At 74.3% G+C, this 20,790-nt stretch carries 16 protein-coding genes; 9 read left to right on the forward strand and 7 right to left on the reverse strand.

Going from position 1 to position 20,790, the window contains the following annotated elements; all coding sequences use genetic code 11:
* The first annotated feature begins 212 nt into the window (after positions 1–212).
* From AB0C21_RS29450 to AB0C21_RS29460, 3 genes are all read left to right on the forward strand, one after another.
* Positions 213–1,331: a L,D-transpeptidase gene (locus AB0C21_RS29450; RefSeq protein ID WP_500208561.1), complete on the forward strand. Its 1,119-nt coding sequence runs from the start codon at positions 213–215 to the stop codon at positions 1,329–1,331.
* Positions 1,332–1,524: 193 nt separating this feature from the next.
* On the forward strand, positions 1,525–2,721 hold the full coding sequence (locus tag AB0C21_RS29455) for a L,D-transpeptidase (protein ID WP_500208562.1): 1,197 nt from the start codon (positions 1,525–1,527) through the stop codon (positions 2,719–2,721).
* A 60-nt stretch (positions 2,722–2,781) separates the two neighbouring features.
* Complete coding sequence (locus AB0C21_RS29460) at positions 2,782–4,125, forward strand: glycosyltransferase family 4 protein (protein ID WP_500208564.1); 1,344 nt, start codon at positions 2,782–2,784, stop codon at positions 4,123–4,125.
* Here the strand turns inward: AB0C21_RS29460 and AB0C21_RS29465 are convergent.
* Positions 4,095–4,604, reverse strand: coding sequence for a mycothiol transferase (locus AB0C21_RS29465; RefSeq protein WP_500208566.1), 510 nt, complete (start codon positions 4,602–4,604; stop codon positions 4,095–4,097). The two genes, AB0C21_RS29460 and AB0C21_RS29465, sit on opposite strands and share 31 nt — an antisense overlap.
* Positions 4,605–4,735: 131 nt before the next feature.
* Between AB0C21_RS29465 and AB0C21_RS29470 the strand changes: the two genes are divergently transcribed.
* Positions 4,736–5,803 (forward strand): ABC-2 transporter permease, encoded by a 1,068-nt coding sequence (locus AB0C21_RS29470; protein ID WP_500208568.1) that lies wholly within the window; start codon positions 4,736–4,738, stop codon positions 5,801–5,803.
* On the opposite strand, the gene AB0C21_RS29475 is transcribed toward AB0C21_RS29470, so the two are convergent.
* The gene (locus AB0C21_RS29475; protein ID WP_500208569.1) at positions 5,786–7,063 is read right to left on the reverse strand and encodes a sensor histidine kinase; all 1,278 of its coding nucleotides are present in this window, start codon (positions 7,061–7,063) and stop codon (positions 5,786–5,788) included. The genes AB0C21_RS29470 and AB0C21_RS29475 overlap by 18 nt on opposite strands.
* Positions 7,060–7,716, reverse strand: coding sequence for a response regulator transcription factor (locus AB0C21_RS29480; protein WP_200841801.1), 657 nt, complete (start codon positions 7,714–7,716; stop codon positions 7,060–7,062). Before AB0C21_RS29480 ends, AB0C21_RS29475 begins: the two co-directional genes overlap by 4 nt.
* 179 nt (positions 7,717–7,895) lie before the next feature.
* Here AB0C21_RS29480 and AB0C21_RS29485 point away from each other — a divergent pair, with 179 nt between their 5' ends.
* From AB0C21_RS29485 to AB0C21_RS29500, 4 genes are read left to right on the forward strand one after another with little or no spacing between them, the layout of a single operon-like run.
* Positions 7,896–8,459: a hypothetical protein gene (locus tag AB0C21_RS29485; protein ID WP_500208570.1), complete on the forward strand. Its 564-nt coding sequence runs from the start codon at positions 7,896–7,898 to the stop codon at positions 8,457–8,459.
* On the forward strand, positions 8,459–9,514 hold the full coding sequence (locus AB0C21_RS29490; protein ID WP_500208572.1) for a peptidoglycan-binding protein: 1,056 nt from the start codon (positions 8,459–8,461) through the stop codon (positions 9,512–9,514). The genes AB0C21_RS29485 and AB0C21_RS29490 overlap by 1 nt, the downstream gene beginning before the upstream one ends.
* Positions 9,511–10,200 carry an ABC transporter ATP-binding protein gene (locus AB0C21_RS29495; RefSeq protein ID WP_500208573.1) on the forward strand — a complete coding sequence of 230 codons (690 nt, stop codon included), beginning with the start codon at positions 9,511–9,513 and terminating at the stop codon, positions 10,198–10,200. The genes AB0C21_RS29490 and AB0C21_RS29495 overlap by 4 nt, the downstream gene beginning before the upstream one ends.
* Positions 10,197–11,432: an ABC transporter permease gene (locus AB0C21_RS29500; RefSeq protein ID WP_500208575.1), complete on the forward strand. Its 1,236-nt coding sequence runs from the start codon at positions 10,197–10,199 to the stop codon at positions 11,430–11,432. Before AB0C21_RS29495 ends, AB0C21_RS29500 begins: the two co-directional genes overlap by 4 nt.
* Positions 11,433–11,839: 407 nt before the next feature.
* Here the strand turns inward: AB0C21_RS29500 and xylA are convergent, their stop codons facing one another.
* Together xylA and xylB are read right to left on the reverse strand one after the other, a co-directional pair.
* The gene (gene xylA, locus AB0C21_RS29505) at positions 11,840–12,997 is read right to left on the reverse strand and encodes a xylose isomerase (protein ID WP_500208576.1); all 1,158 of its coding nucleotides are present in this window, start codon (positions 12,995–12,997) and stop codon (positions 11,840–11,842) included.
* A gap of 10 nt (positions 12,998–13,007) precedes the next feature.
* Positions 13,008–14,390 carry a xylulokinase gene (xylB, locus tag AB0C21_RS29510; protein ID WP_500208577.1) on the reverse strand — a complete coding sequence of 461 codons (1,383 nt, stop codon included), beginning with the start codon at positions 14,388–14,390 and terminating at the stop codon, positions 13,008–13,010.
* An 89-nt stretch (positions 14,391–14,479) separates the two neighbouring features.
* On the opposite strand from xylB, the gene AB0C21_RS29515 reads away from it, so the two are divergent.
* A complete protein-coding gene (locus tag AB0C21_RS29515; protein WP_500208578.1) occupies positions 14,480–15,685 on the forward strand; it encodes an ROK family protein in 1,206 nt (401 codons plus the stop codon).
* Here the strand turns inward: AB0C21_RS29515 and AB0C21_RS29520 are convergent.
* Positions 15,682–17,205 carry a glycoside hydrolase family 43 protein gene (locus AB0C21_RS29520; protein ID WP_500208579.1) on the reverse strand — a complete coding sequence of 508 codons (1,524 nt, stop codon included), beginning with the start codon at positions 17,203–17,205 and terminating at the stop codon, positions 15,682–15,684. The genes AB0C21_RS29515 and AB0C21_RS29520 overlap by 4 nt on opposite strands.
* On the reverse strand, positions 17,202–20,648 hold the full coding sequence (locus AB0C21_RS29525) for a glycoside hydrolase family 3 N-terminal domain-containing protein (protein ID WP_500208580.1): 3,447 nt from the start codon (positions 20,646–20,648) through the stop codon (positions 17,202–17,204). Before AB0C21_RS29525 ends, AB0C21_RS29520 begins: the two co-directional genes overlap by 4 nt.
* Positions 20,649–20,790: the final 142 nt, after the last annotated feature.

Genomic DNA, 20,790 nt, shown 5'->3' on the forward strand with positions numbered 1-20,790 from the left:
CCTAGGCCCCCGCACCCCCGCTTGACCCTCCTTCGACCCCCGCCGAACCCATCTGGCCAGCGAAACTTCGCTGATGTCCGAACCTGTGCCTGATTCAGGGCGTCTCCATCCTTAGATAGATTTCACCTGCACGGGGTGAACGCATGGGGTTGGGGGAGCCAGTGGTGGCAAAGGGTCGGTTTGGGCCTGTGGTCGCGGTCGGGACGGGAGCGGTGGCGCTGCTCGTGACCGGCTGCTCGATCGGCGGCGAGGGCAAGCTCGCCTCGGGCGGGTCGGACTCGACCGTGACGATCACGCCGGCGAACGGCACCGCCCAGGTCAAGCCGGACGGGACGATCGAGGTCAAGGCCTCCGGCGCGAAGCTGCGGAACGTCACCGTCCAGGGCGGGGGCGCCGCCATATCCGGCGGCTACGGGGACGGCCGCAAGACGTGGCGGTCCACCCGCACCCTGACGCCCGGGACCTCCTACACCGTCACGGCGCAGGCCGGCGAGGGCGGCAAGGCCCGGACGGCCACCAGCACGTTCACGACGCTGAAGCCCGCCGAGACCCTGTCGATCGCGGACGTCACCCCGAACGTCGGCGGGGAGAAGGTCGGCGTCGGCATGCCGATCTTCGTGCGGTTCGACCGGCCGGTCGCCGACAAGGCCGCCGTGGAGCGGACACTGCACGTCACGGCGGAGAAGCCCGTGGAGGGCGCGTGGCGGTGGGTCGGGTCCGACCAGGTCATCTACCGGACGAAGACGTACTGGCAGCCGCACCAGACGGTCCGCTTCCGCGCCGACCTGGCGGGGGTGAACGCGGGCGGCGGCGTCTACGGGGCGAAGGACGCCAAGGCGACCATCAGCATCGGCGCCGCGCAGATCACGACCGGCGACATCGGCGACCACCACATGACGGTGACGCGGGACGGCAAGAAGCTGCGCACCATCCCGTTCAGCGCCGGCAACGGAGAGACCCGGGAGTTCACCACCACCAGCGGCGTCCACCTGCTGATGGAGAAGGGCAACCCGGTCACGATGACGTCTCCCGGGCGCCAGGAGGGCGACCCCGGCTATTACAAGACGGTCGTCAACTACGCGGTCCGCTTCTCCAACAGCGGCGAGTACGTGCACTCGGCTCCCTGGTCGGTCGGCTCGCAGGGCTCGGCGAACGTCAGCCACGGCTGCCTGAACGTCAGCCCGGCCAACGCGAAGTGGTTCTACGACACCATGCAGCGCGGCGACGTCATCGACCTGACCGGAACCGACCGCGAGGTCGAGTGGGACAACGGCTGGAGCGTCTGGCAGCTGTCGTTCGACAAGTGGCGGCAGGGCAGCGCCCTGCGCTGAGACGGCCGCCGAGGCCAGGAGGGACCGGCGACCCCGCCTCCGTTGCAACGCTTTGATCTCGGGGGCCTGCAAAAACCCTGAGACATGGCATGATCGCCGAATTTTGTCGCTAATGTCGCTGTGGTAGACGGCGGGGTTCTGGAGGTCAGCGGTGCAGCGGAGGTTTTCCGCAGGGGTTCGGGCGGGTGCGGGAATGGCTGGGGCCGTGCTCCTCCTCACGACGGCCTGCAGCGGCGGCGGAGAGAAGGACTCCGGCGTCACCGTCGGAGAGAAGGGCGACGCGAGCGTCCCCCAGGTGACGATCAACCCGGGCAACGGCAACACCAAGGCCAAGCCGGAGGACGGAGTCGTCGTCACCGCAGCGGGCGGGACGCTGGAGCAGGTGACGGTCACGCTCAAGGGCAAGCCGGTCGACGGCGCGATGGCCGCCGACAAGACCAGCTGGAAGTCGCGCACGCTGCGTCCGGGCGCCAAGTACCAGGTCGTGGCGGTGGCCAAGAGCCCCAAGGGCAAGACGGCGACCGTCAACGCCGCGTTCGCCACGCAGAAGGCGGCGAACGAGCTGAGCATCGTCGACGTCACCCCGAGCAAGAACGAGAAGGTCGGCATCGGCATGCCGATCCAGGTCGTCTTCAACCGGCCGGTCGCCGACAAGAAGGCCGTCGAGAAGGCCCTGGAGGTCAAGTCGACGACGCCCGCCACCGGCGCCTGGTACTGGATGAACGACACCACGGTGATCTTCCGGACGAAGAACGGCACCTGGTGGGCGCCCAACCAGAAGGTGGTGCTGACCGCCAAGCTGGCCGGCGTGAGGTCGGGCAAGAAGACCTACGGCGTGTCGGACTTCGCCCGCCCGTTCCGCATCGGCGACTCGCACCTCGTCACCGTCAGCACCAAGACGCACAAGCTCGTGGTCAAGAAGAACGGCAAGAAGATCCGCAGCTGGGGGATCAGCGCCGGCCGCGGCGGCCGGGTCGTCAACGGCGTCGACACCTACCTCACCACCAGCGGCATCCACCTGACCATGGGCAAGGAGAATCCGGCGATCATGACGTCGGAGTGGATGGGCGTCGACCCGAAGGACAAGAAGAACGGCGGCTACAAGGAGGTCATCCCGCACGCGGTGCGGATCTCCAACAGCGGCGAGTACATCCACTCGATGGCCGCCACCACGTGGGCGCAGGGCCGCCAGAACGTCAGCCACGGCTGCGTCAACTCCCCGCCCTCCGACGCCCGCTGGTACTACCAGTGGTCCTACCGCGGCGACCCGGTGATCATCACCGGCAGCAAGCGGAGGCTCGAGCCGCTCAACGGCTGGAGCTACTACCAGATGTCCTGGGACCGGTGGGTGAAGGGCAGCGCCCTCAACCGAACCGTGACCACCGGATGACCATGACCGTGCCCCGCCCCGGGAACGGGCCGGGCACGGTCATCGGAGATCGGGGGCACGGTGGAGGAGTCGGCCCGCCCGCTGCGGCTGCGGCGCCGCGTCCGGCGCAGGGCGCAGCGCGGTCTGCGCCGCGCGGCGCTCTGGACGCTGCGGCCCCTGCTGAGGCGGCGGCGCGTCCCGCCGCCCGGTGACCGGCTCCGCGTGCGCGTCCTGCTGCAGAACGCGCACGGGACGGGCGGGACGATCCGCACGGTGCTGAACCTGTGCGGCCACCTGGCCCGCGACCACGACGTCGAGATCGTCAGCGTGCTGAAGCGGAGCAGGAGGCCGTTCTTCCCCGTCCCCGCCGGTGCGACGCTCACCTACGCCGACGACGGCTTCGCGCCCAAGGGGCGGGCGGCCCGCGTCCTGGCCAGGCTCCCGAGCCTGCTGACACCGGCGGACGAGGCGTCGTTCCGCCACATGAGCCTCTGGACGGACGTGTGCCTGCTGCGGTGCGCGCTGCCGCCGGCGGCGCCGCCCGACGTGCTCATCGGGACCAGGCCGTCCCTCAACCTGCTGGCGGCCGAGCTGGCGCCGGCCGGGACCGCGACGATCGGCCAGGACCACATGCACCTCGGTGCCTACCAGCCCGCCCTCCGGCGCCAGATCCTGCGCTCCTACCGGCGGCTGACCGTCGTCTCCACGCTCACCGAGGCGGCGTGCGCCGAGTACGAGGCCGCGCTCGCGGGGTCCGGCGTGCGCGTCGTGTGCATCCCCAACGCCGCGCCCGCCCTGCCGGACCGGCCGTCCCGGCGGGTCGGCAAGGTCGTCCTCGCCGCCGGGCGGCTCGTCCACACCAAGGGCTTCGACCTGCTCATCCGCGCCTACGCGCCGATCGCCGCCGACCATCCGGACTGGACCCTGCGCGTCTTCGGAGGCGGGCCGCGCCGCGACCGGCTCCAGGCGCTGATCGACGAGCTCGGCCTCGGCGGCAGGGTCGAGTTGCACCCCCGCACCCGCCACCTGTACGCGGAGATGGAGCGGGCGTCGGTCTACGCGCTGTCGTCGCGCCGCGAGGGCATGCCCATGGTCGTCATCGAGGCCATGGGCATGGGCCTGGCGGTCGTGGCGTTCGACTGCCCGGTCGGCCCCGCCGAGATGATCGGCCACGGGCGCGACGGGCTGCTCGTCCCCGCCGGGGACGTGGACGCCATGACCGGGGCGCTCCGCCGGGTGATCGCGGACCGCGGACTGCGGGACCGGCTGGGCGAGGCGGCCCTGCGCTCGGTGCGGTCCCACCACCTGGACCGCATCGGCCCCCGCTGGTCGCTCCTGATCTCCGAGCTCGTGCCGGCCGCCCCGGCTCCGGAGCGGCCCCGGCGGCCCGGAGGTCAGACGCCCCTGAGCAGTCCGCGGACGTAGGCGGCCTGGCCGGCGTGCTGGAGGTCGTCGGAGATCACGCTGACCAGCCGCACCGCCAGCGTGACCGGCGGATCCCACGCCCGGTCGACGATCCGGGGCAGGTCGGCGTCGGTCAGCCCGGCCACGTACTGGACGGTGCTGTCGTGCACGGCGTCGTGGTATCCCGTCAGCAGGTCCGCCGAGTCCACCCGGACGGCGGCCACCTCGTCCGGGCCGTGGCCGTACCCGGTGTCGGACGCGTCGAACGGCAGCCCGAACCGGTCGGCCCAGCCGTCGCGCGTCCAGACCTGGGCGGTGCCGGCGACCCCGGCGACATGGTCGTCCTGGATGCGGGTGAGATGCCAGACGAGCCACGCGATCGAGTTGGCGCCCTCGGCGGGGCGCTCGGCGAGCCGCGGCCCGCCGAGGCCCTCGACCGCCCCGTGGACGGCCTCCTGGATCCGGTCGAACGCGTCGGTGAGCAGTTCAGCACTGGTCATTGGTCCGACGCTACCTTGATCGGGCCGGGGTTTCAGGTCCGCGGGCCCCGCCGTCCGGACGCGTCGCCGGCTCCGGTGCCCGGACCGGCGTTCGCGCAGTTGGCGGGGGGCCGAATGGGTAGACGACCGGCATGAGCACTCGCGCGCCCGACCGGCGGCCGCCCGACCGCGGATTCGGGGCCGAACTCCGCGACGCGGTGACGCTGCGCGGCGTCGCCCTGGTCACCGGCGTCCTGCTGCTGCAGTTCGGGTTCATCCTGTCCTACGTCGGCGCGTTCCATTCGCCGACGCCGCACCGCATCCCCGTCGCGGTGGTCGCGCCGCCCGCGGTGGCGGGACAGGTCGTCGAGCAGGTGAACGCGCTGAGGGGCACGCCGCTGAAGGCCCGCACGGCGGCCGGGGCGGAGCAGGCCCGCCGAGAGATCCTGCGCCGCGAGGTCGACGCCGCGATCATCGTGGAGCCGCGGGGAGGCACCGACACGCTGCTCGTCGCGTCCGCCGCCGGACCGGCGCTCGCCGGCACGGCCGCCGACGTCGCGAACCGGTTCGAGACCGTCCGGCACCGGCAGGTGAGGGTCGTCGACATCCGGCCGCCCGACCCCGAGGACGGCCGCGGCCTGTCGTCGTTCTACCTGGTCATCGGCTGGGTCGTGGGCGGGTACCTGGCGGCGGCGATCCTCGGCTTCGCGGGCGGCGCCCGGCCGGCGAACGGGCGCCGCACCGTCATCCGGCTGGGGGCGCTCGCCCTGTACGCCGCCGTGTCGGGGCTCGGCGGCGCGGTCATCGCCGGTCCCGTCCTCGGCGCGCTGCCCGGCCACTTCTTCCAGGTGTGGGGCATCGGGGCGCTCGTGGTCTTCGCCGCGGCGGCCTCCACCGCCGCGTTGCAGACGCTGTTCGGGCTGCTCGGGATCGGCCTGGCGATCCTGCTGTTCGTCGTGTTCGGCAACCCCAGCGCGGGCGGCGCCTACCCGGTCGCGCTGCTGCCGCCGTTCTGGCGCGTCATCGGCGGCTGGCTGCCGACGGGCGCGGCGACGACGGCCGTCCGCAACACCGTCTACTTCGCCGGCAACGCCACGGCGTACCCGCTGTGGGTACTGGCCGGGTGGGCGCTCGGCGGGACGGCCGTCGCCCTGGCCGTGTCCGCGCTGCGGCCGGCGGCGGCCCCCGCCCAGGGGACCGCCTCAGCCCGGAGCGGATGAGGCGATCCCTCCGGCGGGGGCCGCGAGCGGCGGTCCGTCCACCCGGCCGGGCAGGCGGACGGTCACGACGAGGCCGCCCTCCGGGCGCGGCGCCGCGGTCACCGTGCCGCCGTGGGCCGTGGCGGTCGCTCGGACGATCGACAGCCCGAGCCCCGAGCCCCGGTCGGAGCGCACCCGGTCGTTGCCGAGCCGCCGGAACGGCTCGAAGATCGTCTCGACCTCGTAGGCGGGGACGACGGGACCGGTGTTGGCGACGGTGAGCTCCGCCCAGCCGTCCCGGCCCCGCGTGGCGACGTGCAGCTCGCCGCCGTCGCGGTTGTGCCGGATCGCGTTCTCGACCAGGTTCTGCACGAGCCGCTCCACCAGCACCGGGTCGCCCGAGGTGGGGGCCGGGCCGAGCAGGCGGTCGGCGGTCACCCCGCGGGCCCGCGCCTCGGGGGCGGCCTGCCGCAGGACGTGCCCGGCGACGTCGGCGAGGTCGAGCGGCCCGGCGTCGACCACGACGTTCTCCGTCCCGGCGAGGGTGAGCAGCCCGTCGATGAGCCGCTCGTGCCTGCCGTTGACGACCAGCAGCGACTCGCCGAGCCGCTTGACGTCGTCGGTGGCGTCCGGGCGGCGCACCGCCACGTCGACCAGCGTCCGGTTGATGGCGAGGGGGGTGCGCAGCTCGTGCGAGGCGTTCGCGACGAACCGGCGCTGCCCGTCGAAGGCCCGCGCCAGCCGGCCGAGCATGGTGTCGAAGGTGTCGGCCAGCTCCTTGACGTCGTCGCGCGGCCCCTCGTAGGCGATCCGCTCGGTGAGGTCGTGGCTGCGCGCCACCCGCCGCGCGGTCTCGGTGATCGCGTGCACGGGCCGCAGCGCCCGGTCGGCGAGCAGCCAGCCGAAGCCGAGCCCGGCCGCGCCCACCAGCCCGAGCGCGATCCCGCCCTGGGTGAGCAGCGCGTTGAGCGTCTCGCGCTGGTAGTCCTCGCGCCCCTTGATCAGCGCGCCCTGGACCTTCTGCACGGTGAGCTGCGAGGCCTCACCGGGCGGCGGTGCCGCGGCGGCCACTCCGGGGACCACCTCCTTGGGCGCCGCGCTGAAGACGCGGTCCGCCGCGGGTTCGCCCTGCCTCTGCAGGTTGTTCTGCACGAGGAGGTAGGTCAGCCCGAGCAGCACGATGCCCGCGCCGAGGAAGAGGCCCGTGTAGAGGATCGTCAGCCGCAGTCGGATCGTCGGCCGCAGCCGGTCCGTGAACGCTGCGGCACGCGTGGCTCTCATGGAATCCGGTACCCCACTCCCGGGACGGTCTCGATGACCGGGGGATCGCCGAGCTTGCGGCGCAGCTTCATCAGCGTCACCCGGACGGTGTTGGTGAACGGGTCGGTGTGCTCGTCCCAGACCTTCTCCAGCAGGCGCTCGGCGGACACGATCGTCCCGTCCGCGCGCAGCAGTTCGGCCAGCAGCCCGAACTCCTTGCGCGCCAGGTGCACGTACCGGCCGTCGCGGTACACCTCCTGGCGGGACGGGTCGAGCCGGATCCCGGCGCGCTCCAGCGCCGGCGGCGCCGCCGGGCGGGCCCGCCGGCCGAGCGCCAGGATCCGCGCCACCAGCTCCTCGAACGCGAACGGCTTGGTGAGGTAGTCGTCGGCGCCGAGGCGCAGCCCGTCGACGCGGGCCGGGACGGTGACGGCGGCGGTGAGCATCAGCACCCGGACGAGCGCGCCGGACTCCACCACCGCGCGGCACACGTCGTCGCCGTGCACGACCGGCAGGTCCCGGTCCAGGACGAGCACGTCGTATTCGTGCACGCCGAGCCGTTCGAGCGCGGCGTCCCCGTCGTAGACCACGTCCACGGCGAGGGCCTCCGCCCGGAGCCCCTCGGCGATCGAGTCGGCGAGCATCCGCTCGTCCTCGGCGACCAGTACCCGCACGTCTGCCGTCCCCTGCCGTCGACCGGCGCGCCCTCCGGCGCGTCCTGCCGCCCAAGTCTCGGGAAGGGGGCGTAACGCGGGCATAACGCGATCCGGTTACGCCGGGGTTACCGGCCCGGGGATGGACTTGCGGTCGCCGCCGGCGCTCCGCCCGGCGGAGTCGACAAGGAGACCGACCGATGCGACGACAGACGCTCGCGGTGCTGGCGCTGGTCCCGGCCCTCGCCCTCGGCGGGCAGGGCTGCGGGGTCCTGGGCAAGGACGCGAAGGCGACGGGCACCGCCAAGAAGGCCAGCGACCTGGAGAAGATGCGGAAGTTCGCCCAGTGCATGCGCGACAACGGGGTGGACATGCAGGACCCGACCGACGACGGCCGGGTGGAGATCCACGCGTCCGCCGAGCCCGGCGCGCCCGGCCCGGGCGGCCCGGGCAAGGCGCCGAAGACGAACGGCAAGGCCGAAGCGGCGCAGAAGAAGTGCGCACACCTCATGCCGAACGGAGGCAAGCCGCCGAAGGCCAGTCCCGAGGACCTCGCCAAGATGCGCGCGTTCGCCAAGTGCATGCGGGACAACGGCATCAGCAAGTTCCCCGATCCCGAACCCGATGGCGGCATCAAGATCCAGGCAGGCGGGGGCACCGGGCTCGACCCCCGCAGCCAGACGTTCAAGAAGGCGCAGAAGGCGTGCTCGAAGTACTCGCCGGACGGCGGCAAGGGCCCCTCCACGACCGTTGGCAGGGGCTAGTGGCCAGGACGCGCACCATCGCGCTCGGCGCGGCCGGGGTGGTCGTGGCGGGCGGCGCCGGGCTCGCCACGGTCGGGCTCGCCACGGTCGGCCTCGGCGGCGGCGAACCCGCCGCCGACCGCGGCGCGCCACCGCCCGCGACGGCGGCGATCGAGCGGACGACGCTGGTCGAGACCCAGAACGTGGACGGGACGCTCGGCTACGGCGGCGCCCGCACCATCGCGGGCACGGGGCACGGCACCCTCACCTGGCTGGCCGGGGCGGGCTCGGTCGTCTCCAGGGGCAGGTCGGTGTACCGGGTCGACAACAAGCCGGTCCCGCTGCTGTACGGGAAGCTGCCGCTGTACCGCACGCTCGCCGACGGGGCGGAAGGCGCCGACGTCCTGCAGTTCGAGCGGAACCTGCGAGCACTCGGCTACACCGGCTTCACCGTCGACAAGGCCTTCGACGGCTCCACCGCCGCGGCCGTGAAGCGCTGGCAGGACGACCTCGGTGTGACCGAGACCGGCCGGGTCGAGCCGGGCGCCGCCGTCGTCGCGCCGGGGCGGATCAGAGTCGACGAGCGCAAGGCGAGCGTCGGCGACCGCGTCGGCGGCCCCGTCCTCACCTACACCGGGACGAGCCGCGTCGTGACCGTCGACCTGGACGTGGAGTACCGGCGGCTCGCGAAGAAGGGCGGCGCGGTGGAGATCGAGCTGCCGTCCGGGGACACGGTCAAGGGGACGATCACCTCGGTCGGGAAGGTCGCCACGCAGGCGCAGGACGACCGGCCGGCGACCGTCGAGGTGCGGATCGCGGTCGCGGGCGGGAAGGAGATCGGGTCCTACGACAAGGCGCCCGTAGCGGTGCATCTCACCGCCAACCGCCACGCCGACGTCCTCGCCGTGCCGATCGCGGCGCTGCTCGCGCAGGGGGACGGCGGCTACGCGGTCCAGGTCGTGGAGGGCGGGCGGGTCCGGACGGTGCCGGTCGAGACCGGCGCCTTCACCGACGGCAAGGTGGAGATCTCCGGATCGGGCCTGTCCGAGGGGATGAAGGTCGGAGTGCCCTCGTGAGCCCGGTCGTCGAACTGCGCGAGGTCACCAAGACCTATCCGGGCGGCGTCACGGCGCTGGACGCGGTGTCGCTGACCGTCGAGGAGCGCGAGCTGGTCGCGATCGTCGGGCCGTCCGGGTCGGGGAAGTCGACGATGCTGCACCTGCTCGGCACGCTCGACCGGCCGAGCGCGGGCACCGTCCTGGTCGAGGGGACGGACGTGTCGCGGCTGCCGGACCGGCGGCTGTCGGCGCTGCGCGCCCGGCGGATCGGCTTCGTGTTCCAGCAGTTCCATCTCGCCGCGGGCGTGAGCGCGCTCGACAACGTCGCGGACGGGCTCCTGTACGGGGGCGTGCCGCTGCCGCAGCGGCGCCGCAGGGCCCGCCGCGCCCTGGAGCGCGTCGGGCTCGGGCACCGGCTCGACCACCGGCCGCACCAGCTGTCCGGCGGCGAGAAGCAGCGGGTCGCGATCGCCCGCGCCGTGGTGGGGGAGCCCGCGATGCTGCTGGCGGACGAGCCGACCGGCGCGCTGGACTCCGCTTCCGGCGCGGGCGTCCTGGACCTGCTGCGGGAGCTGTCCGACGCCGGCACGACGGTCGTGCTCATCACGCACGACCGGGACATCGCCGCCCTGCTCCCGCGGCAGGTGCGGATGCGCGACGGCAGGATCGTCCACGACGACGCACGGGTGGAGGCGGCACGGTGAAGGGCGGCTCGGTGAAGGGCGGCACGGTGAAGACGACTCCCCGCGGGGACGGGCCGGTGCGGCTCGGGCCGCGCGACGTGCTGCGCGTCGGCGCCGCCGGCCTGCGATCCCGGCCGATGCGGGTGTTCCTGTCGGCCCTCGGCATCGCGATCGGCATCGCCGCGATGGTCGGCGTGGTCGGCATCTCGACCTCCAGCCGCGCCCAGCTCGAGGCCACCCTCGACCGGCTCGGCACCAACCTGCTCACCGTGGCGCCCGGCCGGGACTTCTTCGGCGAGGACTCGAAGCTGCCGAAGGAGTCGGTCGGCATGGTGGGCCGGATGCCGGACGTGGAGTCGGCGTCCGCGACGGCGAAGCTGGCGGACACCCACGTCTACCGCAACGACCGCATCCCGGAGGGGGAGAGCGGCGGGATCAGCGTCCTGGCGGCCCGTCTCGACCTGCCGAAGACCGTCGGCCTGACGGTCTCGGCCGGCACGTGGCTCAACGCGGGCACGGCCAAGTACCCGGCGGTGGTGCTCGGCGCGGAGACGGCCGGCCGGCTCGGGGTGTCGACGCCGAACGTCCAGGTGTGGCTCGGCTCCCAGTGGTTCACGGTGGTCGGCATCCTGGAACCGAACCAGCTGGCGCCGGAGCTGGACTCGGCCGCGCTGGTCGGCTGGGAGTCGGCGGCGGCGCACCTCGGCTTCGACGGCCACCCGACCACCGTCTACACCCGGGCCCGCAAGGACGCGGTGGTGAAGGTGCGGAACCTGCTGGCGGCGACCGCGAACCCGCAGGCGCCGACCGAGGTGCAGGTGAGCCGTCCCTCGGACGCGCTGACCGCGCAGGACGCCGCGGACAGGACGTTCACCGGGCTGCTCCTCGGGCTCGGCGGCGTCGCGCTGCTGGTCGGCGGCGTCGGCGTCGCCAACACGATGGTGATCTCGGTTCTGGAGCGGCGCGCCGAGATCGGGCTGCGCCGCTCGCTCGGCGCGACCCGCGGCCAGATCAGGCTTCAGTTCCTCACCGAGTCGCAGCTGCTCGCCGCACTCGGCGGCGTAGGCGGCGTGGCCATGGGCGTGGTGGTCACCGCGGTCTTCGCGGTGACGCAGGGCTGGCCGACGGTCGTCCCGGTGTGGGCGATGGCCGGCGGCATCGTCGCCACCCTCCTCATAGGCGGCGCCGCGGGCCTCTACCCGGCCCTACGCGCAGCCCGCCTGGCCCCCACCGAGGCCCTGGCAACCCCGTAACCACCAAGGCAGGAAGCCCAGCCCCCAAGGCAGGAGCCCCGGCCACCAAAGCAGATAGCTCAGCCATCAAGGAAGGGAGCCCAGCCCCCAAGGCAGAAACCCAGCTCTCACGGGAGAAGGCTCGGCCCCCACAGAAGGAGGCTCGGTCCCACGGAAGGAAGCTGAGCCACGGCCGCGGGTCGGGCGGCCGGAAGGCGCTCTAAGCGCCTGGAGGTCGCCCGACCCGCCGAGCCGGGCGACCGCAGCGCCACGACGAAAACCCGCACGGGCACAACAAACCCGAACCGTGGCGTGAGGATCGCCCGGCTCGTAACGGGGGTTCCAGGGGGTCGCCCCCCTGGGCAAGCACAGCGTGAGGATCGCCCGGCTCGCAACGGGGGTTCCAGGGGGTCGCCCCCCTGGGAGAATCAGCGCACGCCGTACAGGTGCTCCAGGGCGAGCTGGTCGAGGAGTTCGAAGGCGGTGCGGCGGGCGCCGAGGGCGTCGGCGTCGGCGGTGGCGTCGCGGACCGAGCGCCAGTCCTCGCCGTCGGCCAGGGTGGGCTGGGCGAGCTCCTCCAGCTTGGCCTGGCGCAGCGCGTCCTGGACGTCGGGGTCGGCGCGGAAGGCGCGGGCCTTCTCGCGCAGGATCAGCCAGTTGCGCATGCACGCGGCCGCCGACTCCCACACGCCCTCGTCGTCCTCGGTGCGCGGCGGCTTGAAGTCGAAGTGGACCGGGCCGTCGTAGTCGCTGCGGTCGATGAGGTCGACGACCCAGAACGCGCCGCGCGCGTTGCCGGCGCCGAAGCGCAGGTCCTGGTCGTAGCGGGGGCCGTGCTGCCCGTTCAGGTCGATGTGGAACAGCTTGCCCTGCCACAGCGCCTGCGCGAGGCCGTGCGCGTAGTTCAGCCCGGCCATCTCCTCGTGCCCGACCTCGGGGTTCAGCCCGACGGTGTCGGGGCGCTCCAGGGTCTGGATGAACGCGAGCGCGTGGCCGATGGTGGGCAGCAGGATGTCGCCGCGCGGCTCGTTCGGCTTCGGCTCGATCGCGAAGCGCAGGTCGTAGCCCTGGTCGGCGACGTAGGCGCCGAGGACGTCGAACGCCTCCTTGTAGCGGTCCAGCGCCGCCTGGACGTCCTTGGCGGCCCCGGACTCGGCCCCCTCCCGCCCGCCCCAGCACACGTAGGTGCGGGCGCCGAGCTCGGCGGCCAGGTCCAGGTTGTCCATGACCTTGCGCAGCGCGAACCGGCGGACCTCGCGGTCGTTGGCGGTGAACGCGCCGTCCTTGAAGACCGGGTGGCCGAACAGGTTCGTGGTGGCGGTGGTGACCACGAGGCCCGTCTCGTCGAGGGCCTTCCTGAACGCGTCGATCGCGCCCTGCCGCTCGGCGGGCGTGGCGTCGAAGTCGAACACGTCGTTGTCGTGGAAGTTGACGCCGTAGGCGCCGATCTCGGCGAGCTTGCGGACGGCGCGGTCGGCGGGCATCGGCGGGCGGGTGCCGGGGCCGAACACGTCGACGCCCTGCCAGCCGACCGTCCAGACGCCGAACGAGAAGCGGTCCTCGGGGGTGGGGGTGTAGTCGCTCACGGGTTCCTCCTCAGATCTCCGGGGCGGCGTCGCGCAGCGCGGCGTAGCGTGCGCGGACCCCGGCATCGGTGCGGTCGGCGGTGTACTCGGTCGCGGGCGGCGCCGGCCAGGCGGGCGGTTCCGGCGTCCCGGCCAGCGCCCAGGCCGCCTGGCGGGCGGCGCCGAGCGCGACGTACTCGGCGGGCTCGGGGACCGTGACCGGCATCCCGAAGATCGCCGGGGCGAGGGTCCGGACGGCGGCGGCGCGGGCGCCGCCGCCGATCAGCAGGACGCGGCGCGGCCGGGCGCCGTGCGCGGCGAGATGGTCGACGGCGTCGGCGAGCGAGCACAGCAGCGCCTCCACGGCGGCCCGGGCGAGGTTCTCCCGCGTCGCGTTGGAGGTGGTGAGCCCCGCGAGCACGCCGGTGGCGTCCGGGCGGTCCGGGGTGCGCTCGCCGTCGAGGTAGGGGAGCAGCGTCAGGCCGCCCGCGCCCGGCTCGGCGGCGAGGGCCAGCGCGGACAGCTCGTCCAGCGCGGCCCCGGTCAGCGCGGCGGCGGCCGAGAGGATCCGCGCGGCGTTCAGCGTGCAGACGAGCGGAAGGAACCGGCCGGTCGCGTCGGCGAACCCCGCGACGAGCCCGGCCGGGTCGGCCGCGGGTTCGCCGGCGACCGCGAACGCCGTGCCGGACGTGCCGATCGAGACCACCACGTCGCCCGGTTCGAGGCCGAGGCCGAGCGCGGCGCCCATGTTGTCGCCGGTGCCGGGGCCGAGCACCGCGCCCCAGGGGGTCTCGCCGACGCGCTCGCCGGGCGCGGCGACGCGGGGCGTCGCGGCGTCGCGGCCGAGCGCGGCGCGCAGCAGGTCCGGCAGGTAGGCGCCGGTCGCGAGGGACCAGTAGCCGGTGCCGGACGCGTCGCCCCGGTCGGTCACCGGCTCGGACGCGCCGAGCCGCAGCGTCAGCCAGTCGTGCGGGAGCATGACCTGCTCGGTGCGGCGCGCGTGGTCCGGCTCGTGCTCGGCCATCCAGCGCAGCTTGGTCACGGTGAACGACGCGAGCGGCACGCTGCCGGTCCGCTCCGCCCAGGCCTTCGCGCCGCCGAACTCCTCGACGAGGGCGCGGGCCTGCGGCGCCGAGCGGGTGTCGTTCCACAGCAGCGCGGGCCGGACGACCTCGCCCGCGCCGTCGAGCGCGACCATGCCGTGCTGCTGCGCGGCGACGGCGACCGCGTCGGCGCGTTCGAGCAGCTCCCGGACCTGTGACAGCGCGCTCCACCAGTGGTCGGGGTGGCACTCGGTGCCGTCCGGATGGGGGGCGGAGGCGGTCGCGACCACGGCGCCGTCCTCGGCGCGGCACAGCACGGCCTTCGTCGACTGCGTCGAGGAGTCGACGCCCGCGACCAGGCTCTCGGGCATCGTCCCGCCTTTCGTAAAGAGCTTGGACTAATTAACCTAGCAGAGGGTCTCGGCCCTGCCTATACACGCGATTCATTTAGGGTTTGCCCATGACGAAGTCCGGCAACGCCCCCGTCCGGCACGCGACGATGCGCGAGCGGAACCTCGCCGTCGTCCTGGAGCACGTCGCCCGCCACCAGCCCGTGACGCGGGCGCGCCTGGCCGAGCTGACCGGCTTCACCAAGACGACGGTGTCCAACCTCGTCTCCCTGCTGGAGGGCGCGGGCCTCGTGCGGGACGGCGCGCCGGTGCACGAGGGGGAGCGCGGACGCCCCGGCGTGGGCGTGTCCGTCCACGGCGACGGCGCCGCCGGACTCGGCCTGGAGGTCAACGTCGACTACCTCTCCGCCTGCGTCCTCGACCTCGCCAAGCAGGTCCGCTACCGGCACGTCGTCAGCTCCGACAACCGCGGGCGCGAGCCCGGCGCCGTCCTCGCCGCGCTGTCCGCGCTCGCGGGCGAGGCGGTCGCCGCCGCCGCGGGGCAGGGCCTGACCGTCGCCGGCGCCGCGGTCGCCCTGCCCGGCCTGCTCGACCGCGAGAACGGGGTGGTGCGGCACGCCCCGAACCTCGGCTGGACGGACGTCCCCGTCACCGGCGTCCCGGGCCTGGCGACCGCGCTGCCCGCCGAGTACGACAACGAGGCCAACCTGGCGGCCCTCGGCGAGCTGTGGTTCGGCGGCGGTGCCCGGTTCGGCGACTTCGTGCACGTCTCGGGGGAGATCGGGATCGGCGCCGGGATCGTCGTGGACGGGCGGGTGTTCCGCGGCGCGCACGGCTTCGCCGGCGAGCTCGGGCATCTGGTGGCCGACCCGTCCGGTCCCGCCTGCTCCTGCGGCGGGCGCGGCTGCCTGGAGCAGGTCGCCGGGCAGGAGGCGATGCTGCGCGCGGCGGGCCTGCCGGCGACGCGGCCCGCGGCCGGGCCGGAGGGGTCGGTCGGCCGGCTGGTCGACCGCCTCGACGCGGGCGACGCGGCGGCGCTGGAGGCGGTGGCCCGGGCGGGGCGCGCGCTCGGCGGAGCCCTGGCCTCGGTCGTCAACCTGATCGACCCGGACACCGTCGTGCTCGGCGGGGTCTTCTCCCCGCTCGCCGCCTGGATCCGGCCCCCGCTGGAGGGCGTCCTCGCGGCGGGGCCGGGCTCGCTGCGGCGCGGCGCGCCGCCGGTCGAGGTCTCCGGCCTGGCCGAGGGCGCCGCGGTCCTCGGCGCCGCGGGCCTCGTCGTGCAGCGCGTGATCGCCGACCCCGCGCTGCTCCTCTAGAGCGGGCGGTACTCGAACCAGTCGAAGTCGGCGCGGCCGCCGCCCGCCCGGCCGTTGGACGTGGCGTAGAGGCCGATGTAGGCGCCGGTGAAGCCGCCCGCGACCTGGCTGCTGAGGATGTCGCCGTCCACCGGGCCGCCGAGCGGCGTCCACTCGCCCGGAGCGATGCCGTAGAACGCCTGGTACCAGCGTCCGTGCGCCTCGAAGCCCAGCCGGACGGCTCCTCGCACGGCGGGTCCCTCGGCGAGCACGGTCTCGACCCCTCGCTCGCGCTTGACCAGGCGAAGCCCCTGTTCCGTCGACACCAGCAGGACGTGGAAGTCGTTGTTCTGGACGAGGGCGAGCCCGGCCCACTCCTCGTCGGCGGGCACGAAGTCGAGCGAGGTGAAGGCGGCGAAGTCGGGGTGCTGCTGGCGCCGCCCGACGAACGACGGGTTGGCCACGTCCGCGAGGGTCTCCGGACGTGCGCGCAGCCGCAGATGCCCGGGGCGCTCGGTCAGGCTCCACCAGCGTTCGCGCGGCGTCCGCAGCATGTTCCAGGCCGCGCCGAGCTCGGGCCCGTCGAAGTGGTCGCATGCCGGGGCGGCGGGCCACGGGTGCGGCGGCAGCGACGGGACCGGGTGGCTCGGCTCGATCCGCCCGCCGGTCACCGGCCAGCCGTCCTCCCAGGTGACCGGGGTCAGGAAGGTCTCCCGGCCGAGGACGCACCGGTCGAGGTGGTGCGGGCGCATCGCGAGCAGGACCATCCACCATTCGCCGTCCGGCGTGTCCACGAGGTCGGCGTGCCCCGCCCCGACGACCGGATGCCCGGTGCCGAGGTTGCGGTGGGTCAGCACCGGATTGCGCGGGTTCCCCTCGTAGGGGCCGGTGACGGCGTCGGCGCGGGCGACCATCACCGCGTGGTCGAGCGCGGTGCCGCCCTCGGCCGTGAGCAGGACGTACCGGCCGCCGATCTTGTAGAGGTGGGAGCCCTCGGACCAGATCGCCCCCTTCACCGCACCGTCCCAGATGACGTGCTCCTCGCCGGTCAGCGCGAGGGCCGACGGGTCGAACTCGCGCAGCCAGATCTCGGTGTGCCCCTCGTACCGCCCCGTCGGCCGGGTGCCGGTGCACCACGCGCGGCCGTCGTCGTCGAAGAACAGGGACGGGTCGATGCCGTCGCCGTCCAGCCGGTGCGCCTCCGACCACGGACCGGCCGGGTCGGAGGCGGTCATCACGAAGTGCCCGGACCACCGCGTCCCGTCCACGAGCGTGCAGACCAGGTAGAAGGTCCCGTCGTGGTGGCGCAGGGTCGGCGCGTACAGCCCGCCGGACGCCGGGACGCCGTCCAGCGGCAGTTGGCCGGCCCGGTCGAGCGCGTGCCCCGCCTGGCGCCAGTGCACGAGGTCGCGGCTGTGGAACACCGGGAGTCCGGGGAACCACTCGAACGTCGAGGTCACGAGGTAGAAGTCGTCGCCCACGCGGCAGACCGTCGGGTCGGGGTGGCAGCCCGGCAGTACGGGGTTGCGGAACGCGGTCACAGCGGCGTCACCTCCACCGGGACGGTGAGGACCCGGTCGGGGCCGAGTTCGCGGACGGGCCCGTCGAGCGTGAACGAGCCGCGCAGCGGCAGGTCGGCGCTCGACCGGCCCACGGCGACCTCGATGACGCCGGGCTCGACGATGCGCCGCAGGCCGGCGCCGGTGAAGGAGGTCCGGTCGGCGTGCACCCGGAACTCGACCCGCGCCGCCTCTCCCGGCTCCAGCCGCACCCTGGCCCATCCGGCGAGCCAGCGCGCGGGCCGCACCACCGACGCGACCGGGTCGGACAGGTACAGCTGCGCGACCTCCGTCCCGGCCCGCTCCCCGGTGTTCCGGACGACCGCGCTGACCGTCACCGTCCCGTCGGTCGCCGCCCGCTCGTCCGCGCGCAGGTCCTCGTACTCGAACGACGTCCAGGTCAGCCCGTGGCCGAACGGGTAGAGCGGGAGGGGGTCGACCACGCTCCAGTCGTGCCCGCCGTCCATCAGCGACCGCAGGTAGGTGACCGGCGGGCCGGACGCGCGGCGCGGCACGCTGATCGGCATCCGCCCCGACGGCTCGACCCGGCCCGACAGGACCCCCGCGACGGCCCCGCCGCCCTCCTCGCCGGGGAAGAACGCCTGCACGACGGCGGCGGCCCGGTCGGCCAGGGACTCGATCGCGTACGGGCGCCCGGTCAGCATCACCAGGACCGTCGGCGTGCCGGTGTCCAGGACCGCCGCGGCCAGTTCGGCCTGCCGTCCGGGCAGCGCGAGCGTCTCGGCGTCGCAGCCCTCGCCGGACGTGCCGCGGCCGAAGAGCCCGGCCCGGTCGCCGAGGGCGAGGACGCACACCTCGGCGTCGCGCGCCGCCGCCACGGCCGCCTCGATGTCGGCGTCGGTGACGAACACGTCGCCCGAGGCGGCGACCCGCACGTCGGGCAGATCGGCGCGCAGGGCGTCCGCCAGCGTGGGGATCGGCACGCCGAGCGGCAGCTCCGGGTGCTCGCGGCCCACGTGGCTCGGGAACGTGTAGCAGCCCAGCATCGCGAACGGGTCGTCCGCGAGCGGCCCCGCCAGCACCACCCCGGAGCCGGAGCGCAGCGGCAGCACGCCGTCGTTCGCCAGCAGGACGACCGACTCCTCGGCCAGCCGCCGTGCCAGGTCCCTGTGCCCGGGGGGATCGAAGTCCGGGTCCGCGCCGTCGCCTTCGCCGGCGGGCCCGTCCAGCAGGCCGAGTTCGGCCTTGAGCGTCAGGACGCGGCCGGCCGCGCGGTCGAGCAGCTCCTCGGGCAGGGCGCCCCGCCGGATCGTCTCGATCAGCGGCTCGCCGTAGCAGCGGACGGTCGGCAGCTCCATGTCGATCCCGGCGCGCAGCGCGAGCGCGGCGGCCTCGCCGCGCGACCCCGCCACCCGGTGCCGGCTCTGCAGGAACGAGATGCCGAAGTAGTCGGCGACGACGACGCCCGTGAAGCCGAGCTCCTCGCGCAGCAGGCCGGTCATCAGGCGCTCGTCGGCCGCGGCGGGCATCCCGTCCACGTCGGTGTAGGAGTGCATGACCGAGCGGGCGCCGCCGTCGCGCAGCGCCATCACGAAAGGCTCCAGCACGACGTCGGTGAACTCGCGCGGGCCGATCGGCGTCGGCGCCATGTTCCGGCCGGCGCGGGACGCGGAGTACCCGGCGAAGTGCTTGAGCGTGGTGACGATGCCGGACCGTTCCAGGGCGCTCACGTAGGCCGTGCCGAGGACGCCGACGAGGTACGGGTCCTCGCCGATGCACTCCTCCGTCCGCCCCCAGCGGGCGTCGCGGACGACGTCCAGCACGGGCGCGAGGCCCTGGTGGACGCCGGCCGCCCGCATGCTCGCCCCGATCGCGGCGGCCATCTCGCCGACCAGCTCGGGGTCGAAGGTGGCGCCCCACGCGGGCGGGCTGGGGAACACCGTGGCGCCCCACGTCATGAAGCCGTTGAGGCATTCCTCGTGCGCGATCGCCCGGATGCCGAACCGGTTGCCCGCGGCGACGCGGGCCTGGAGCTCGCGGAGCCGGGCGGCGCCCTCGGCCGCCTCGACCGGCCCGGTGCCGAACACGCGGGTGAGCTGGCCGAGGCCGCGGTCGAGGATCTCCTCCAGGGGCGGGGCGTCCTCGTGGGAGTCGTCCTCCATCGGCGCCACGGGCTCGCCCGGTTCGGCGGGCATCGCCCAGAAGCCGGCGAGCTGGCCCGCCTTCTCCTCGGGAGTCATCCGGGCCAGCAGGTCGGCGACCCGCTCGGCGACCGGCAGGCCGCGGTCCTGCCAGGGGCCGCGGGTCGTGCTCGGGGCGGGGGCGGCTTCGGTCATCGTTCCTCCGGGTGGGACGACCAGGCGGGGAGGCAGGGGTGATGCGGTGGAGGCGCGGACGCGCAGGTCGGTGGCCGGCTTCACGCGGGCGGGCGGCGGCGCGGTGGAGGCGCGGACGCGCAGGTCGGTGGCCAGCTCCACGCGGGGGGCGAGCGGCGGCCGCCCGTCCAGGAGCTGGAGCAGGGTGCGGGCCGCGACGCGGCCCATCTCCTCCAGCGGCTGCCGGACCGTCGTCAGCGGCGGCGACAGCCACTCGCAGGTCGGCAGGTCGTCGAAGCCGACGACGCTGAGGTCCTCGGGGATGGACAGCCCGGCGAGCCGGGCCGCCTGGTAGGCGCCCATGGCCTGCTCGTCGCTGCCCGCGAAGACCGCGGTGGGCCGCCGGGGCAGCGCCAGCAGCTCGCGGGTGCGGGCGTAGCCGCCGCGGTGGTGGAAGTCGCCGTACCGGACGAGGTCCTTGTCGACCTCGATCCCGGCGCGCTCGAGCGCGGTCCGGTAGCCGTCCACGCGGGCCTTCGTGCAGAGGATGCCGGCCGGTCCGCCGATCATCGCGATGCGGCGGTGGCCGAGCCCGATGAGGTGCTCGGTGGCGGCGAGCCCGCCCGCCCAGTTGGTCGCCCCGACGCTGGCGATCCCGGTGTCCGGGATGTTCACCGGGTCCACCAGGACGAGGCCGACTCCGGCCCGCTCCAGCTGCTGGAGCTGGCGCGGGGTCATCCGGGACGTCACCAGGATGACCCCGTCGCTGTGGTGCAGCGCGGGCAGGTTCTGCCAGCTCGGGGGGCGGGCGTCGTCCGCGCGCACCAGCGAGACGACCACGCCGGCGCCGTGCTCGGCGCACTCGGCCTCCACCCCGCGCAGGATCTCCACCGCCCACGGGCTGTCCAGGCCGGCCAGGACCAGGTCGATCAGGCCGGACCTGCGGGCGCGCCGGGTGCCGCCGGGGCCCGGGTAGTTGTGGCGGCGCAGCAGCGCCTCCACGCGCTCGCGGGTGGCGGCGGCGACGTCGGTGCGGCCGTTCAGGACCTTGGAGACCGTGGCGGGGGAGACGCCCGCCTCGGACGCGATCAGTGCCAGCGTCGGCCGGGACGGCCGGTCCGGCATCTCGTCGGTGGTGCGCACGGGCACGCTTCACTCCTCCCCGGGGAAACGATTGCGAACAGTATCGCAATGTTTCGAACTCTCATAGCCCCCGTACCGAACCTTCCACCGGTTTCATTCCGGTCTTTCGCCGCGGAAGTCTTGACCCTGGAGAGCCGCTTTCTTAGAG

Source organism: Spirillospora sp. NPDC049024 (genome assembly GCF_040649235.1).
In the GTDB taxonomy this organism is placed as follows: Bacteria; Actinomycetota; Actinomycetes; order Streptosporangiales; family Streptosporangiaceae; genus Spirillospora.